Annotated in this window: 19 protein-coding genes and 2 tRNA genes; 7 read left to right on the top strand and 14 right to left on the bottom strand. The window is 65.7% G+C overall.

Annotated elements, in window-relative coordinates:
• The first annotated feature begins 24 nt into the window (after positions 1 to 24).
• Positions 25 to 101: transfer RNA gene (locus tag AC13GA_RS12240), tRNA-Met, on the top strand.
• Between the two features lie 58 nt (positions 102 to 159).
• Positions 160 to 234: transfer RNA gene (locus AC13GA_RS12235), tRNA-Gln, on the top strand.
• A 238-nt stretch (positions 235 to 472) separates the two neighbouring features.
• Here AC13GA_RS12235 and rpsI read toward each other — a convergent pair.
• Complete coding sequence (gene rpsI / locus AC13GA_RS12230; RefSeq protein WP_005411311.1) at positions 473 to 865, bottom strand: 30S ribosomal protein S9; 393 nt, start codon at positions 863 to 865, stop codon at positions 473 to 475.
• A 2-nt stretch (positions 866 to 867) separates the two neighbouring features.
• Positions 868 to 1296 carry a 50S ribosomal protein L13 gene (gene rplM, locus AC13GA_RS12225; protein WP_006398837.1) on the bottom strand — a complete coding sequence of 143 codons (429 nt, stop codon included), beginning with the start codon at positions 1294 to 1296 and terminating at the stop codon, positions 868 to 870.
• A gap of 196 nt (positions 1297 to 1492) precedes the next feature.
• Here rplM and coq7 point away from each other — a divergent pair, with 196 nt between their 5' ends.
• Positions 1493 to 2137 carry a 2-polyprenyl-3-methyl-6-methoxy-1,4-benzoquinone monooxygenase gene (gene coq7 / locus AC13GA_RS12220; RefSeq protein WP_482998235.1) on the top strand — a complete coding sequence of 215 codons (645 nt, stop codon included), beginning with the start codon at positions 1493 to 1495 and terminating at the stop codon, positions 2135 to 2137.
• A 68-nt stretch (positions 2138 to 2205) separates the two neighbouring features.
• Here coq7 and AC13GA_RS12215 read toward each other — a convergent pair whose 3' ends face one another.
• On the bottom strand, positions 2206 to 2526 hold the full coding sequence (locus tag AC13GA_RS12215) for a DMT family transporter (RefSeq protein ID WP_005411314.1): 321 nt from the start codon (positions 2524 to 2526) through the stop codon (positions 2206 to 2208).
• 166 nt (positions 2527 to 2692) lie between these two features.
• Positions 2693 to 3487 (bottom strand): adenosylmethionine decarboxylase, encoded by a 795-nt coding sequence (speD, locus tag AC13GA_RS12210; protein ID WP_006398865.1) that lies wholly within the window; start codon positions 3485 to 3487, stop codon positions 2693 to 2695.
• A gap of 149 nt (positions 3488 to 3636) precedes the next feature.
• Here speD and crp point away from each other — a divergent pair, with 149 nt between their 5' ends.
• Together crp and AC13GA_RS12200 are read left to right on the top strand one after the other, a co-directional pair.
• Positions 3637 to 4326: a cAMP-activated global transcriptional regulator CRP gene (crp, locus tag AC13GA_RS12205; RefSeq protein WP_010482649.1), complete on the top strand. Its 690-nt coding sequence runs from the start codon at positions 3637 to 3639 to the stop codon at positions 4324 to 4326.
• A gap of 55 nt (positions 4327 to 4381) precedes the next feature.
• The gene (locus tag AC13GA_RS12200; protein ID WP_046983690.1) at positions 4382 to 5143 is read left to right on the top strand and encodes a sulfite exporter TauE/SafE family protein; all 762 of its coding nucleotides are present in this window, start codon (positions 4382 to 4384) and stop codon (positions 5141 to 5143) included.
• A gap of 101 nt (positions 5144 to 5244) precedes the next feature.
• Here AC13GA_RS12200 and AC13GA_RS12195 read toward each other — a convergent pair whose 3' ends face one another.
• The 10 genes from AC13GA_RS12195 to AC13GA_RS12150 all read right to left on the bottom strand — a co-directional run bounded on the left by AC13GA_RS12195 (position 5245) and on the right by AC13GA_RS12150 (position 13759).
• Positions 5245 to 5961, bottom strand: a complete 717-nt coding sequence (locus AC13GA_RS12195; protein ID WP_136639161.1) for a haloacid dehalogenase-like hydrolase — start codon at positions 5959 to 5961, stop codon at positions 5245 to 5247.
• On the bottom strand, positions 5958 to 6752 hold the full coding sequence (gene trpC, locus AC13GA_RS12190) for an indole-3-glycerol phosphate synthase TrpC (protein ID WP_100435359.1): 795 nt from the start codon (positions 6750 to 6752) through the stop codon (positions 5958 to 5960). Before trpC ends, AC13GA_RS12195 begins: the two co-directional genes overlap by 4 nt.
• A gap of 74 nt (positions 6753 to 6826) precedes the next feature.
• Positions 6827 to 7858, bottom strand: a complete 1032-nt coding sequence (gene trpD / locus AC13GA_RS12185; RefSeq protein ID WP_046983687.1) for an anthranilate phosphoribosyltransferase — start codon at positions 7856 to 7858, stop codon at positions 6827 to 6829.
• Positions 7859 to 7874: 16 nt separating this feature from the next.
• A complete protein-coding gene (locus tag AC13GA_RS12180) occupies positions 7875 to 8462 on the bottom strand; it encodes an anthranilate synthase component II (protein WP_046983686.1) in 588 nt (195 codons plus the stop codon).
• Between the two features lie 2 nt (positions 8463 to 8464).
• Positions 8465 to 9244: an SIMPL domain-containing protein gene (locus tag AC13GA_RS12175; protein ID WP_046983685.1), complete on the bottom strand. Its 780-nt coding sequence runs from the start codon at positions 9242 to 9244 to the stop codon at positions 8465 to 8467.
• A 67-nt stretch (positions 9245 to 9311) separates the two neighbouring features.
• Positions 9312 to 10787, bottom strand: coding sequence for an anthranilate synthase component I (gene trpE / locus AC13GA_RS12170; RefSeq protein ID WP_482998234.1), 1476 nt, complete (start codon positions 10785 to 10787; stop codon positions 9312 to 9314).
• A gap of 234 nt (positions 10788 to 11021) precedes the next feature.
• Positions 11022 to 11975, bottom strand: a complete 954-nt coding sequence (gene yegS, locus AC13GA_RS12165; protein ID WP_482998233.1) for a lipid kinase YegS — start codon at positions 11973 to 11975, stop codon at positions 11022 to 11024.
• Between the two features lie 224 nt (positions 11976 to 12199).
• Positions 12200 to 12682, bottom strand: a complete 483-nt coding sequence (locus AC13GA_RS12160) for a GNAT family N-acetyltransferase (RefSeq protein ID WP_482998453.1) — start codon at positions 12680 to 12682, stop codon at positions 12200 to 12202.
• Positions 12683 to 12694: 12 nt separating this feature from the next.
• The gene (rpe, locus tag AC13GA_RS12155) at positions 12695 to 13372 is read right to left on the bottom strand and encodes a ribulose-phosphate 3-epimerase (RefSeq protein ID WP_046983681.1); all 678 of its coding nucleotides are present in this window, start codon (positions 13370 to 13372) and stop codon (positions 12695 to 12697) included.
• A gap of 57 nt (positions 13373 to 13429) precedes the next feature.
• A complete protein-coding gene (locus AC13GA_RS12150; protein WP_006399039.1) occupies positions 13430 to 13759 on the bottom strand; it encodes a J domain-containing protein in 330 nt (109 codons plus the stop codon).
• A gap of 141 nt (positions 13760 to 13900) precedes the next feature.
• Here AC13GA_RS12150 and AC13GA_RS12145 point away from each other — a divergent pair, with 141 nt between their 5' ends.
• Both AC13GA_RS12145 and AC13GA_RS12140 read left to right on the top strand, forming a co-directional pair.
• Positions 13901 to 14827, top strand: coding sequence for a phosphoribosylaminoimidazolesuccinocarboxamide synthase (locus tag AC13GA_RS12145; RefSeq protein WP_046983680.1), 927 nt, complete (start codon positions 13901 to 13903; stop codon positions 14825 to 14827).
• Positions 14828 to 14971: 144 nt separating this feature from the next.
• Positions 14972 to 15457, top strand: a complete 486-nt coding sequence (locus AC13GA_RS12140; RefSeq protein WP_136639155.1) for an Mpo1 family 2-hydroxy fatty acid dioxygenase — start codon at positions 14972 to 14974, stop codon at positions 15455 to 15457.
• The last annotated feature ends 120 nt before the right edge of the window (positions 15458 to 15577 follow it).

The following is a 15577-nucleotide window of genomic DNA, read 5'->3' as shown; positions in this document are numbered from 1 at the left end:
TCAGCAGAATAGCGGGCTCACCGAGGCTATGTAGCTCAGCCGGTTAGAGCACAGCACTCATAATGCTGGGGTCGGTGGTTCGAGTCCACCCATAGCCACCACACTGAAATCCAAGTTGTTTTTCAGTGTGAAAAGTGAGAAAATAGTTACACGTTACATTGCCCCGTCGCCAAGCGGTAAGGCACCTGACTCTGACTCAGGCATTCGGTGGTTCGAATCCATCCGGGGCAGCCAGATTAAAAAGCAAAAGGCCAGATCGAAAGATCTGGCCTTTTGCTTTTTAATCTGGTCCCGCAACCTGGCGAAGAGCAGCCGAGCATCGGCTCGGCGCTACAGGAAGCCAAGGGCAGTGCCGGCCGCTGGCCAGCAACCTCGAAATGCATACCCCCAGAACGACAAAAGCCCGGCCGAAGCCGGGCTTTTGCTTTTCCATCCAGCGGGCCCCCGAAGGAGCCCAACCAGGCGCAGTAGATCAGCGCTTGGAGAACTGGGTGGCGCGACGAGCCTTGTGCAGACCGACCTTCTTACGCTCGACTTCACGGGCGTCACGGGTCATGAAGCCAGCCTTGCGCAGCTCGGACTTCAGGGTTTCGTCGTACTCGACCAGCGCACGGGCGATGCCCAGACGGATCGCACCGGCCTGGCCGGTGGTGCCGCCGCCAGCGGCGGTGACCAGGATGTCGAAGCTTTCGGTGTTCTTGGTCAGCTCGAGCGGCTGGCGCACGATCATGCGCGCGGTCTCACGACCGAAGAACTCGTCCAGCGGACGGCCATTGACGGTGATGTTGCCCGAACCCTTGCGCAGGAACACGCGAGCGGTGGAGGACTTGCGGCGGCCAGTGCCGTAGTTTTGAGTGATAGCCATGATTAGATATCCAGAACCTGCGGCTGCTGTGCGGCGTGCGGATGCTCAGTGCCGGCGTAGACCTTGAGCTTGCGGTACATCTGGCGACCCAGCGGGCCCTTCGGCAGCATGCCCTTGACGGCGGTCTCGATCACGCGCTCCGGGTGGCGCTCCAGCGCCTGAGCCAGGGACTCGGTCTTCAGGTTGCCGATGTAGCCGGTGAAACGGTGATACATCTTGTCCTGCAGCTTCTTGCCGGTGACGACAATCTTTTCTGCATTGATGACGACCAGGTAGTCGCCGGTATCAACGTGCGGGGTGTAGACCGGCTTGTGCTTGCCACGCAGACGGCGGGCCAGCTCGGTGCAGAGACGGCCCAGGGTCTTGCCCTCGGCGTCGACGAGGTACCAGTCGCGCTGGACGGTCTCGTTCTTGGCAGTGAAAGTGCTCATGAAGAACTCTAGTTAGGTCGGGCTCATTGCGGCGAAGGACTCGCCGGAACTCTGCCACGCGTTGTGAAAGATGAAGCGTAAGAGGCGGGATTGTACGCAGGTCAAGCCCCCGGTGCAAGCCACCCCCAGCCGCGGGTTGGCAGGGGCACGGGGCCGGGCGAGAATCGCGGGGTCTTTCGCCCCATCGCGTACCGCCATGACCGTGCTCCGCCACACCACCCCGCTGGATCATCTGCTGACCGAGGCGCAACGCGCCCTGGACACGGTCTTCGGCAATCCGCCGGCGGCCCGCCCCTACCCGGCCGCGGATACCGACGAGCCGGGCATGGACAGCGCCGAGCGCCGCCACGCGGCCGGCCTGATGCGGATCAACCACGTGGGTGAAGTCTGCGCACAGGGCCTGTACTTCGGCCAGGCCGCCGTGGCCCGCGACCCGGCCACGCGCGAACACCTGCTGGAAGCGGCGCAGGAAGAAACCGACCACCTGGCGTGGTGCGCCACCCGGCTGGGCGAGCTGGACAGCCGCCCAAGCCTGTTCAACCCGCTTTGGTATGCCGGCAGCTACACCATCGGCACCCTGGCCGGGCTGCGCGGCGACGGCTGGAACCTGGGCTTCGTGGTCGAGACCGAGCGCCAGGTGGAGGCCCATCTGGACGAACACCTGGTCGATCTGCCCCCAGGCGACCTGCGCAGCCGCGCGGTCATCAAGGTGATGAAGGACGACGAGGCCCGCCACGCGGAGCACGCCGAGCAGGCCGGCGCACGCCGCCTGCCGTTCCCGATTCCGGGCGCGATGGCGCTGGCCTCCAAGGTGATGAAGACCATCGCCTACCGGCTGTAAGCCCCGGGTAGTGCCGGCCGCTGGCCGGCAAGATCCTGAGGTTGCCGGCCAGCGGCCGGCACTACCAGTTAATTGGGCGAGACCAGCTTCAGGCCGATCACGCCAGCCACGATCAGGCCCACGCAGGCCAGGCGTGCCGGCGACGCACTATCGTTGAACAGGTAGATGCCCAGCACCGCCACGCCCATGGCGCCGATGCCGGTCCAGATCGCATAGGCCGTGCCGACCGGGATGCTCTTCATCGCCTGGCTCATCAGGTACAGGCTGATCAGCGCGGACACCACCGTGGCGGCGGTGGGCAGGGGTTTGCTGAAGCCTTCGGAGTACTTCATTCCGAGGGCGAAACCGATCTCGAACAGGCCGGCCAGCAGCAGATAGATCCAGGGCATGGGTGGGGGCTCCTTACCTTTTTGAAAAAACGAAACGGCCCGGTGTTTTCACACCGGGCCGTGGGTCGGTACATCACCGTGGAACTATACAGTGCGCAAAGCGCAGGTTCCACGGGGCGGGTCGTCCCGCCTGGGTGGCGATGCCTGCCGGCATCGCGCATGGGGCTTACTCGGACAGGTTCCGGCCGTGGAACAGCTCTTCGATCTCACGACGCAGCAGCGCTTCGATCTTCATGCGTTCCTTGAACGACAGGTTCTTGGCCTTCTCCTCGAACAGGTACTGGTCCAGGTCGAAGTCCTTCAGGTGCATCTTCGTGTGGAAGATGTTTTCCTGGTAGACGTTGACGTCGAACATCTCGTAACGCGACTTGATGTTCTTGGCCAGGAAGTTCTGGATCGAGTTGATCTTGTGGTCGATGTAGTGCTTCTTGCCCTTCACATCGCGGGTGAAGCCACGCACGCGGTAGTCCATGATCACGATGTCCGATTCCAGACTCTCGATCAGGTAGTTCAGCGCCTTCAGCGGCGAAATGACGCCACAGGTAGCCACATCGATGTCGGCGCGGAAGGTCGCGATACCTTCCTGCGGGTGCGTTTCCGGATAGGTGTGCACGGTGATGTGCGACTTGTCCATGTGCGCGACCACGGCATCGGAGATCAGCTCCTTGCCGGCCTGCTTCTTGTCGATCACCGGTTCTTCGGAGATCAGGATCGTCACCGAGGCACCCTGCGGATCGTAATCCTGGCGGGCCACGTTGAGGATGTTGGCGCCGATGATCTCAGCGACATCGGTCAAGATTTGAGTCAGCCTGTCGGCGTTGTACTCTTCATCGATGTATTCAATGTAACGCTGACGCTCCTCTTCGGTGCGCGCGTAACACACGTCATAGATGTTGAAGCTCAGCGCCTTGGTGAGGTTGTTGAAACCCTGCAGCCTCAGGCGAGGCAACGGCTTGACCACGGCGGTCGATTCCTGTGTAAGAAGGGAAAGGGTGAATTATGGGGCAAACTGTCCCCGGGGGGAACGTGAAGACCGCTCACATCTGGCACACTGTTTGCCCTTAACAATTGCGCTGGTTAAGCTCCGCTATCGACCCCGTGAATCCGTTCATGCGCAGAGGGAGCGCTCCTATCGTGTCAACCGTGCGCCTAGCTAGCAGTCCACTGGCCCTGGATATCGCCACAATCGATCGTTTCCTGGCGCACAGCCACAGGCGGCGATACCCCACCCGTACCGACGTCTTCCGACCCGGTGACCCGGCGGGAACCCTGTATTACGTCATCAGCGGCTCGGTTTCGATCATGGCCGAGGAAGATGACGATCGCGAGCTGGTACTGGGCTACTTCGGTGCCGGCGAGTTTGTCGGCGAGATGGGCCTGTTCGTTGAATCGGACCGCCGCGAGGTGATCCTGCGGACCCGTACCGCCTGCGAGCTGGCCGAAATCAGCTACGAGCGCCTGCACCAGCTGTTCCTCGGCCCGCTGTCGGCCGATGCCCCGCGCCTGCTCTACGCGCTGGGCCAGCAGATCTCCAAGCGCCTGCTCGACACCAGCCGCAAGGCCAGTCGCCTGGCGTTCCTGGACGTCACTGACCGGATCGTGCGCACCCTGCACGACCTGGCGCAGGAGCCGGAGGCGATGAGCCACCCGCAGGGCAGCCAGCTGCGCGTCTCGCGGCAGGAACTGGCCCGTCTGGTGGGCTGCTCGCGCGAAATGGCTGGCCGCGTGCTGAAGAAGCTGCAGACCGACGGCCTGCTGCATGCACGTGGCAAGACCGTGGTGCTGTACGGCACCCGTTGAGCAACCGGTGGGTGCGGACCTTGGTCCGCACTCCTTCGCGCGCTAGGCTCGGTGCATGGAACTGAGCAGCGAATTCTGGTGGTTCATCCTCATCGGCCTCGGCGCGCAGCTGGTGGACGGCGCGCTGGGCATGGCGTTCGGCCTGGTGTCCTCGTCGGTGATGCTGAGCATGGGCCTGCCGCCGGCGCAGGTCAGCGCCAGCATCCACACTGCGGAAGTGTTCACCACCGGCGCCTCGGGTGTGTCGCACCTGGCAGCCGGCAATGTCGATAAGCGCCTGTTCCTGCGTCTGGCCCTGCCCGGCGCAGTGGGCGGCGCCGTGGGCGCCTACGTGCTCACCCAGATCCCCGGCGACATCATCCGGCCACTGATCTACCTCTACCTGCTGGTGCTGGCCATCATCATCCTGGCCCGCGCGGCCGGGCGCTGGATGCCCCAGGGCGAGATCCGTCGGGTGCCGGTGCTGGGCTTCTTCGCCGGCCTGCTCGACGCCAGCGGCGGCGGCGGCTGGGGCCCGGTGGCCACCTCCACCCTGCTCGCCCGCGGCGGCCAGGCGCGTACCACCATCGGTACGGTCAACGCGGCCGAGTTCATCGTCACCCTGACCATCTCGGCCACCTTCCTGCTGTCGATGGGCGTGCAGCATCTGCAGATCGTCGCCGGCCTGCTGATCGGCGGCATGATGGCCGCGCCGGTGGCGGCGATCCTGGTCAAGCGGGTGAAGGAGCGCTGGGTGCTGGTGGCCGTCGGCGTGCTGGTGCTGGGCATCAGCCTGTTCCAGATCGGCCACGCGGTATACGGGCACCTGTACCGCTGACCGCTCGCCGAGCGTGGCCCGGCGCTACCCGCGTGGGATTCGGTAGTGCCGGCCGCTGGCCGGCGCTACCGGGTCCCTGCCCGGCGGGCAGGCGGGATCGATTACGCCTTCTCGCCGCCGCGGTCGACGCAACCCCAGTTGAGGATGCGGGTACCGGCCGGCAGCACGCGGCGGAAGAACTCCACGCGGCCCGGCTTCGGGTTCACCACCACCGGCGCCTTGGCGGCCAGCAGCAGCGGCAGGTCGGCGGTGCTGTCGGAGTAGGCGATGTCGATATCGCCGTAGCCGCGCTCGCGCAGCATGCGCATCTTTTCTTCATTGTGGCAGTGGCGGGTCGGGCCGACGCCGCCCAGCCGCGGGCCGACCTCGGTACCGATCACCGGCACGTCCTGATGGGCGACGAAGGCCAGGATCGCGCGCGCAAGTTCCGGCGGTGCGCCTGTAGCCACCACCACGCGGTCCCCCTTGGCACGGTGCGCGGCGAACACCTCCAGCGCCTGCGGCAGCAGCTTGGCGCGCATCTGCGCCTCGTTGCGCAGCACGTAGGCGTCGATCACCTTGTTGAAATCGCGCGCACGGTGCAGGCCGAAACTGCCGATCCACACATAGACCGAAATACCCGTTCGACGGGTCGGCAGCATCGCCACCAGCGGCCCGGCGATCGGGGTGACCAGCAGCGCCGCCAGCATCCGCAGCGGATTACGCTTGATCAGCGAGGCGAACAGGTGGGTGCCCGAATCGCCGTCGTACAGGGTGTGGTCGAAGTCGAAGACCACCAGCGGCGCATCCTCGCGCGGCGTTGGATAGTGCGTTTTCATGCCGCGAAGAATAGCTGACGCAGGCCCTCGCCCGGCTCTTCCACGCGCATGAAGGCCTCGCCCACCAGGAACGAGTGGATGCCGGCGTCGCGCATCAGCGCCACGTCCTGCGGGCCGAGGATGCCGCTCTCGGTGACCAGCAGGCGATCACGCGGCACCGCCTTCTGCATGTCCAGCGTGGTCTGCAGCGACACCTCGAAGGTGCGCAGGTTGCGGTTGTTGATGCCGATCATCGGCGCCGGCACCTGCAGCGCACGCTCCAGCTCGTCGATGTCGTGCACTTCCACCAGCACATCCATGCCCAGCGACATCGCCAGTTCGGACAGCGTGGCCAACTGCGTGTCGTCCAGCGCGGCGACGATCAGCAGGATGCAGTCGGCGCCCAGCACGCGCGCCTCGTACACCTGGTAGGCGTCGATCACGAAGTCCTTGCGCAGCACCGGCAGCGTGCAGGCGTCACGGGCCTGCTGCAGGTAGGCATCGGCACCCTGGAAGAAGTCCACATCGGTCAGCACCGACAGGCAACTGGCGCCGCCGAACTCGTAGCTGACGGCGATGTCGGCCGGGCGGAAATCCGGGCGGATCACGCCCTTGGACGGGCTGGCCTTCTTCACCTCGGCGATCACCGCCGGGTCGCCGTTGGCCACCGCCGCCTGCAGCGCGCGCACGAAGCCACGTACCGGCGGGGCGCTGGCCACGGCGGCCTGCAGGTCCTCGAGGGGACGCTGGGCACGGCGCTGGGCCACTTCTTCGGCCTTGCGGGCCAGGATCGTCTGCAGGATGTCGCTCATCGTCGTCGGTTCAATGCGGGGGCGGTGAGGACGGCCATTATCGGCCATCGAGGGGGTCGGGCTGAACCGCGCGCTCAGGCTACCAGCGCGCGGGTGGTGTCAACGTACTGCTGCAGGCGCTGACGGGCGCTGCCGTTGGCGATGGCGGCACGCGCGCGGGCCAGGCCATCGCCGATGTCGCTGGCCACGCCGGCCACGTACAGCGCGGCGCCTGCGTTCAGGGCCACGATGTCCAGCGCCGGGCCAGGGGTGTTGTCCAGCACCGCACGCAGCATGGCAATGGACTGCTCCGGGCCATCCACGCGCAGGTTGCGGCTGGCCGACATGGCGATGCCGAAGTCCTCCGGGTGGATCTCGTACTCGCGCACCTTGCCGTCACGCAGCTCGCCGACCAGGGTGCCGGCGCCCAGCGAGATCTCGTCCATGTTGTCGCGGCCCCAGACCACCATGGCGCGCTCGGTGCCCAGCTCGCGCAGCACGCGTGCCTGGATACCCACTAAATCGGGGTGGAACACGCCCATCAGCACCGACGGTGCGCTGGCCGGGTTGGTCAGCGGGCCGAGGATGTTGAAGATGGTGCGCACGCCCATCTCGCGGCGCACCGGCGCGACCACCTTCATCGACGGATGATGGATCGGCGCAAACATGAAGCCGATACCGGTCTGTTCGATGGCCGCGGCCACCTGGGCCGGCTGCAGTTCGATGGCCGCGCCCAGCGCCTCGACCGCGTCGGCGCTGCCGGACTTGGACGACACGCTGCGGTTGCCATGCTTGGCCACGCGCGCACCGGCCGCAGCGGCGACGAACATCGCGCAGGTAGAGATGTTGAAGGTGTGCGAGCCATCGCCACCGGTGCCGACGATGTCGACCAGGTGGGTGGTATCGGCCACCGGCACCGCCAGCGCGAATTCACGCATGACCGTGGCCGCAGCGGCGATCTCGTCGATGGTTTCCTTCTTCACCCGCAGGCCGGTGAGGATGGCGGCGGTCATCATCGGCGAGACGTCGCCGCGCATGATCTGCCGCATCAGGTCGACCATTTCGTCGAAGAAGATCTCGCGGTGTTCGATGGTGCGTTGCAGGGCTTCCTGGGGGGAGAAGCTCATCGGAATGCTCCTTGGATCAGGCCGCCGGACGCTGCAGGAAATTGCGCAGCAGGGCGTGGCCGTGTTCGGTGAGGATGGATTCGGGGTGGAACTGCACGCCCTCCACCGGGAACTGGCGATGGCGCAGGCCCATGATCTCTTCGATCGAGCCATCCTCGTTCTCGGTCCAGGCGGTCACTTCCAGCGCGTCGGGCAGGCTGTGCTTGTCCACCACCAGCGAGTGGTAGCGGGTAGCCTGGTAGCGGTCCGGCAGGCCGGCGAACACGCCCTTGCCTTCATGGCGGATGGGCGAGGTCTTGCCGTGCATGATGTTGCCGGCACGGATCACCGTACCGCCGTAGACCTGGCCGATGCCCTGGTGGCCAAGGCACACACCGAGGATCGGCGTGGTCGGGCCCAGGCGCTCGATCAGCGCCAGCGACACGCCCGCTTCGTTGGGCGTGCACGGGCCGGGCGAGATGACGATGCGCTCGGGTTTCTGCGCGGCGATCTCGTCCACGCTCATCGCATCGTTGCGCACCACCTTCACCTCGGCGCCCAGCGTCTGCAGGTACTGCACGAGGTTGTAGGTGAAGCTGTCGTAGTTGTCGATCATCCACAACATGGTCAGGTTCCGTCGCTTATCAGGAAAATGGCGTATACGTTTTCGGTGTAGGTGATGGGGCCGGCTTCGATGGATTCGCGTTCAGCGGGCGCCGGCGCCGAGGCCGGTGCGTAGCTGCCGGTCACCGAGATCCTGTCGAGATACTCACCATCCTCGCCCGGCTGCGGCCATTGCCCGGCCTGGATGCCATAGGCAAAGTTCGGCGCCACATCGGAGATGCTGTACAGGCCGCGCACTTTTGTTCCATAGGCCTTGGCAAGTCCCTGCGCGGACTCGCGGGTCTTGGCCGCGGCCTCGCCCTTGAGCTCGCGGCGCAGCGCGACTTCACCGGAGTAGGTCGGGGCAACGCTGCTGACCTGCACGTTCTCATTGGCCTTCAGCGCGCCCAGCACGTCCTGCATCTGCTTCACGCTGGCGAAGCTGGCGCGCAACTGGCGCGACACCTGGGTACCCATGAAGACCTGCCGGCTCTGCTCATAGCGGGTTGCCGGACCAATCCGCAGGTTGTCCGCACGTACGCTGCCTTCCACCGCCTTGTACTGCTTGAACAGCGCCAGCACGCGGGCAACGTTGTCCTGCACGCGGCGGCGCGCCGCATCCGCGTCCATGTCGGTCTCTTCGATGTTCAACTGCAGGCCGAACCGATCCGGCATCACCACGCGACGCGCCTCGCCCTTCACCAGCAGGTGCGGCTGCGAGGGAATGGTATTGGCCTGCGCCCACGCAGACGGGGCCATCGTGGCCAGCAGTGACGACCACAGCAATGCGCTCAGCAGCTTCATGCGGTACTCCTTGTCTTGAATGGGAACAGCGGAAGGTGCCGCGGCGTCGGCCACGGCACGGTAGAACTCACAGACCCTTGGCGGCCTGGGCGACGGCGCGGAACAGGGCACGGCCCTTGTTCATCGTCTCGTCCCATTCCTTGTCCGGGTCCGAGTCGTAGACGATGCCGGCGCCGGCCTGCACGTACAGGCGGCCGTCCTTGATCACCGCAGTGCGGATCGCGATCGCGGTATCGGCATCGCCGTGCCAGCCGATGTAGCCGATGCTGCCGGCGTAGACATTGCGCTTGATCGGTTCCAGCTCGCGGATCACTTCCAGCGCGCGGATCTTCGGCGCACCGCTGACCGTACCGGCCGGGAAGGTGGCGCGCAGCACGTCGGCGTAGCTCAAGCCCGGCTGCAGCTGCCCGGTCACTTCGCTGACGATGTGCATGACGTGGCTGTAGCGTTCGATCACGAACTGCTCGCCCACTTCCAGGGTACCGGCTTTGGACACGCGGCCGGCGTCGTTGCGGCCCAGGTCGATCAGCATCAGGTGCTCGGCGCGTTCCTTCGGATCGGCCAGCAGCTCGACTTCCAGCGCCTGGTCCAGCTCGGGCGTGGCACCACGCGGGCGGGTGCCGGCGATCGGGCGCACGGTCACTTCTCCGTCCTGCAGGCGCACCAGGATTTCCGGCGAGGAGCCGACCACCTGCAGGTCGCCGACATCGAGGAAGTACATGTAGGGCGAGGGATTCAGTGCACGCAGCGCGCGGTACACATCCACCGGGCGCGCCTTGAACGGCACGCTCAGGCGCTGGCTGAGCACCACCTGGAAGATGTCGCCGGCACGGATGTACTCCTTGCTGCGCTGGACCGCATCGACGAAGCCTTCGCGGGTGAAACCGGAAACGAAATCGGACTCGTCCAGCACGTCGCTGTTGAGCGGTGCGGGATAGCCGGCACCCGGTGCGCGCAGCTTGGCGGTCAACGCATCCAGGCGTGCCTGGGCCTGCTCGAAGGCACCGTCGGTACGCGGGTCGGCATGCACGATCAGGTACAGCCGGCCCTTCAGGTTGTCGAACACCGCCAGTTCGTTGGAGTCCAGCAGCAGGATGTCCGGCGTGCCCAGCTCATCGCGGCCAGCCGACGGGGCCAGGCGCGGCTCGATGTAGCCGATGCACTCGAAACCGAACCAGCCGACCAGACCACCGGTGAAGCCCGGCAGGCCGTCCAGCTTCGGCACCGAGTGGGCGCTGCGCAGCGCCTCGACTTCGGCGAAGGGATCGGCCACTTCGCGGGTTTCCACGACCTGGCCGTCCTCGCGCACAGTCAGGGTGTGCCCATGGAAGGCGTACACGCGACGTGCCGGCAGGCCGATGATCGAGTAACGACCAAAGCGCTCGCCGCCTTCGACGGATTCAAACAGGTAGGTATTGGGGCCGTCGGCGAGCTTCAGATAAACCGAAAGCGGCGTGTCCAGGTCGGACAGCACTTCGCGGACAACGGGAATATGGGTGTGGCCTTCAGCGGCCTGCTGCAGAAACTGAGCGTGCGAGTTCAAGACGACTTTCCTTCCGGGACACAGCGTTATGGGGACGGACGACGGCAACAGGCCACCATCGCCACCAACGGCGTGCGGAAGAAAGGGTATGCGGGGTCGTCAGGCTGGACACCCCCTGACTGTATCGCAGCTTGGGCGGGAGGGGAACCCTGTGGAACTGAACCACCAGAGGCCCGGGGCCGGCCACGGGGACCGATGGCGGGGACCGGTAGAGTCGACTCTACCCAGTCGACTCTACCCCTGCTGGCCCTGCAACACCTGGCCAGCCAGCAACGGGCAGTCGGCCGGCAGATGCATCCTCACCCTGCCCGGCACGCATTCGATGCGGAACTGGCGGGCCTGCACCGGCTCACCGTCCAGGTTGAGCGTCAAAGGACGCTCCGACTCGACCTGCAGCCACGGCAGGCGCGCGCGCGTCGCCAGCTGTTCCAGCGCGGCCTGGGTGCCGGACTTCAGCATCTGGCCAAGCGTGGCAGTGACTTCACCTTCCAGCTCCGGAAGCACCGTCACGTCCAGCTGCCCATCATCGATGAGTGCCTGCGGGCACAGTTGCTGGCCACCACCGGCCTGGCGGCCGTTGCCGATACCGAGTGCGATGAAGTCGCCTTCCCACGCGAAATCCGGGCCCGACAGCCGCGCATTGATCGGCTCGATCCGCCCCAGCTTGGCAATGCCGGTAATCACGTAGGCCAGCCCACCCAGCATCTTCTTCAAGCCGGCATCGGTCTCCACCGTCACCTGCGTGCCGAAGCCCCCGCTGGCAAGATTGGCGCACCACCAGGGCGTACCGTCTGCATCCACGCGCAACAGGTCGATGGCATGCGGCGTCGCTTGCCCGATCAACGCGAATGCCTCCTTCGGCGCGACAGGGATGCCGGCAGCAGTGGCGAAATCATTGGCGGTCCCCATCGGGATCAGTGCCAGCGATGGCAGCGCATCCGCCGGTTCCTCGCGATGCGCCAGCGTTTCTGCAACCGCGCTGAGCGTGCCATCGCCACCGGCGGCAACGATCACGTCCACGCCATGGTCGATGGCCTCGGCCACGTAGCGCTCGGCGTCGCCGTCCTCCCAGGTCACCCGCACGTCCAGCTGCACGCCCTGCCCGCGCCAATGGCCGACGGCGTCGCGCAGTTCGTCGTTGCCTGCGGATTTTCCGTTGAGGATCAGGCGCCAGCGCGGGGTGGTCATGCAGTACATCCAGTGAAAGGGCGCTCAGGCTAGCAACACGCCGTTTGCCAGTGGTGAATGTCACGCAGATGTCATTCAGCTGCCGGAGAATGGAAGGCCATAGCAGGGACGACGGATGGAGGCAGGATCAGCCTCCCACGCATGCAGCAAGGCCACGCCAACGTTTGGCGTGGCTTTTTTTTGTCTGCCAGAAGCATCCACCCATGGCGCGGATGCACGTCATCTCAACCGTTGGCGAAATCTTGCAATGCCTGGCCCTGCAGCCGGTACACGGTCCACTCGTCCTGCGGTTTCGCGCCAACGGCGGTGTAGAACTCGATGGCCGGGGTGTTCCAGTCCAGCACCGACCACTCGAAGCGACCACAACCTTCAGCTACCGCCTGACGGGCGATGTACTTCAGCAGCGCTTTTCCCGCGCCGGAGCCACGTTTTTCCGGGCTCACGTACAGGTCTTCCAGATAGATGCCCTTGCGGCCCAGCCAGGTGGAGTAGTTGTAGAAATACACTGCATAACCAATGGCTTCACCGTCGGCTTCGCAGATCAGCGCGCGTGCCGTGGCGTCGGCGCCGAACAGGCTTTCGGCGATGCCGATCTCATCGGTCTGCACCGAATGCTCGGCCTTCTCGTAGATGGCCAGTTCGCGGATGAACCGAAGGATCAGGCCAGCATCGGCGACGGTGGCCGGACGGATGTTCAACACGGCCACCGTGCTCATGGCTCAGCCCCGCGCTGCAGCGACGTTGGCGCGCATCTGCGCGATCACGTCCTGGTAGCTGGTCTTGGCGTTGAAGATGGCCGAGCCGGCGACGAACGTGTCGGCGCCAGCGGCGGCGATCTCGCCGATGTTGTCGGCCTTCACGCCACCGTCGATCTCCAGGCGGATGTCACGGCCACTGGCATCGATCTTCTGGCGCACCACGCGCAGCTTGTCCAAGGCCGACGGAATGAAGGCCTGGCCGCCGAAGCCCGGGTTGACCGACATCAGCAGCACCAGGTCCAGGTCATCCAGCACCCAGTCGAGGATGTCCACCGGGGTGGCCGGGTTGAGCACGATGCCCGGCTTGCAGCCCAGCGAGCGGATCAGCTGGATGGTGCGATGCACGTGGCGGCTGGCCTCCGGGTGGAAGCTGATGTAGGTGGCACCGGCCTCGGCGAAGTCCGGGATGATGCGGTCCACCGGCTCGACCATCAGGTGCACGTCGATCGGCGCGGTGACGCCGTGCTTGCGCAGGGCTTGGCAGACCATCGGGCCGATGGTCAGGTTGGGCACGTAGTGGTTGTCCATCACATCGAAATGGACCCAGTCGGCACCCGCGGCCAGGACGTTGTCGACTTCCTCGCCCAGGCGGGCGAAGTTGGCCGAGAGGATGGAAGGAGCGATGAGGCAGTTGGACATGGCCGGGGCCTTCGGAACGGGGAAAGGGGTCTCCCGCCCGCAGGCGGGGCAATGGGGTCAGCGCTTGCGCAGGGTCTTGATGCGGTCGTAGGCGGCGTTGATGCGCCGCGACTTCTGCTCGGCCTGCTGCTGCAGCTCGGGGGCCGCGCCGCCGAGCTTGTCGGGGTGGTACTGGGAGATCAGCTTGCGGTAGGCACGCTCGACCTCGGCATCGGTGGCCTCGGAGGTCAGCCCCAGCTCCCGGTACGGGTTTTCCTTGTTCAGGCGGAACCAGTCCGAATCGAAGGCATGGCCGATCAGCAGGCCGATGACCGCACCGAACAGCGGATTGGGCCGGAACAGCAGGGCGCCGGCGATGAATCCGAGCAGTTTTCCGTACCAGCGCATGGCGCCCCAGGGTCGACCGGCGAAATGGACGCTCATTTTACGTCACAGCGGGCCCGGACCGCTTTACACTAGGCCGCCCGCTGGTCAGCGGGCCCGCCGGGTCCGTTGGGCAGCCGTATCGACGAAGCCCCAGGAGTGCCCGTGCCAACCACGCTGTTGCAATCCGATCTCCCCGGCCTGCCCTTGCGCCACCGCGGCAAGGTGCGTGACGTGTTCGATATCCCGCGCGAGCGGCTGCCAGCCGGGACCCCACCAGGCGACTACCTGCTGATGGTGGCCACCGATCGCCTGTCGGCCTTCGATGTGGTCCTGCCCGACCCGATCCCGGGCAAGGGCGAGATGCTCTGCCAGGTCTCCAACTTCTGGTTCGCCAAGACCGCGCACCTGATGCCCAACCACCTGACCGGCATCGATGTGGCCAGCGTGCTGCCCGAGGGCGTGGACGCGGCCCTGTACGCCAAGCGTGCGGTAGTCACCCGCAAGCTGAAGCCGGTACCGGTGGAAGCGATTGCCCGTGGCTACCTGATCGGCAGCGGCTGGAAGGATTACCAGCGCACCGGCAAGGTCAGCGGCATCGACCTGCCCGACGGCCTGCGCCAGGCCGAACAGCTGCCCGAGCCGATCTTCACCCCCTCGACCAAGGCCGCCGTCGGCGACCATGACGAGAACATCGACTTCGATGCGATGGTGAAGCAGGTCGGCGCCGAAATGGCCGAGCGCGTGCGCGATGCCACCCTGCGCATCTACAAGTTCGCCGCTGATTACGCCCGCGAGCGCGGCATCATCCTGGCCGATACCAAGTTCGAGTTCGGTACCGACGCCGATGGCCGCCTGTACATCATGGACGAGATGCTGACGCCGGATTCCTCGCGTTACTGGCCGGCCGACGAGTACGAAGTGGGTACCAGCCCGCCGAGCTACGACAAGCAGTTCGTACGTGATTACCTGGAGACGCTGGACTGGGGCAAGACCGCCCCGGGCCCGACCATTCCGGCCGAGATCATCGAGCGCACCCGCGCCAAGTACGCCGAGGCGCTGCAGCGTCTGGCCGGGATCAGCGTCGACTGATCCCCCTGCGCCCCCGGCCGGTCCGGCTGGGGGCGTTCTGAATGGGGTAGTGCCGGCCGCTGGCCGGCAATCTCGCGAACTCGGCTATGCTCTGGATTGTCGGCCAGCGGCCGGCACTACCGTTGTCCGAGGAAGCGACGCAGCATGCAGACATCCACCGAGCTTGCGCGGCCGATCGACCGCTATTTCGCCAGCTATTCCGACGACCACCGCAATGTCATCAACCAGCGCATCCACGTGGTGGCGGTGCCGGCGATCCTGTGGTCGGTGGTGGCCCTGCTGTGGTGCGTGCCGCCGCTGATCACCTGGTTCCAGTACGGGATCTGGTCGGCCTTCGCGATGTTCAGCGCCTGGTGCTTCTACAACAAGCTGTCGCGCCCGCTGGGCATCGGCATGCTCATCCAGTTCTTCGTGTTCGGCTGCCTGTGCCGGCTGCTGGAGGCGGAAATCGGCCTGCACAATCTGTTCTGGCTGGCGGTGGGCGTGTTCGTGGTGGCCTGGATCGCACAGTTCATCGGCCACAAGTTCGAGGGCCGCAAGCCCAGCTTCCTGACCGACCTGACCTACCTGCTGATCGGCCCGGCCTGGGTGATGGCCAAGGCCTATCGGAAGCTCGACTGGCGCTACTGACCCGACCACGACCGACAAAGGCTGTTGTTTCCTGAACGGGCAGATTCCGTCACCCGTAGTCCACGGCGGCCCTGCCAGCCTGCGCCGGTGACCCGCCCCCCACCTCCCGCCCGTCGACGG

The sequence above is a fragment of the Stenotrophomonas sp. 22DLJC03 genome (assembly GCF_056861405.1).
This window is presented reverse-complemented; position numbering and strand designations above follow the sequence as displayed.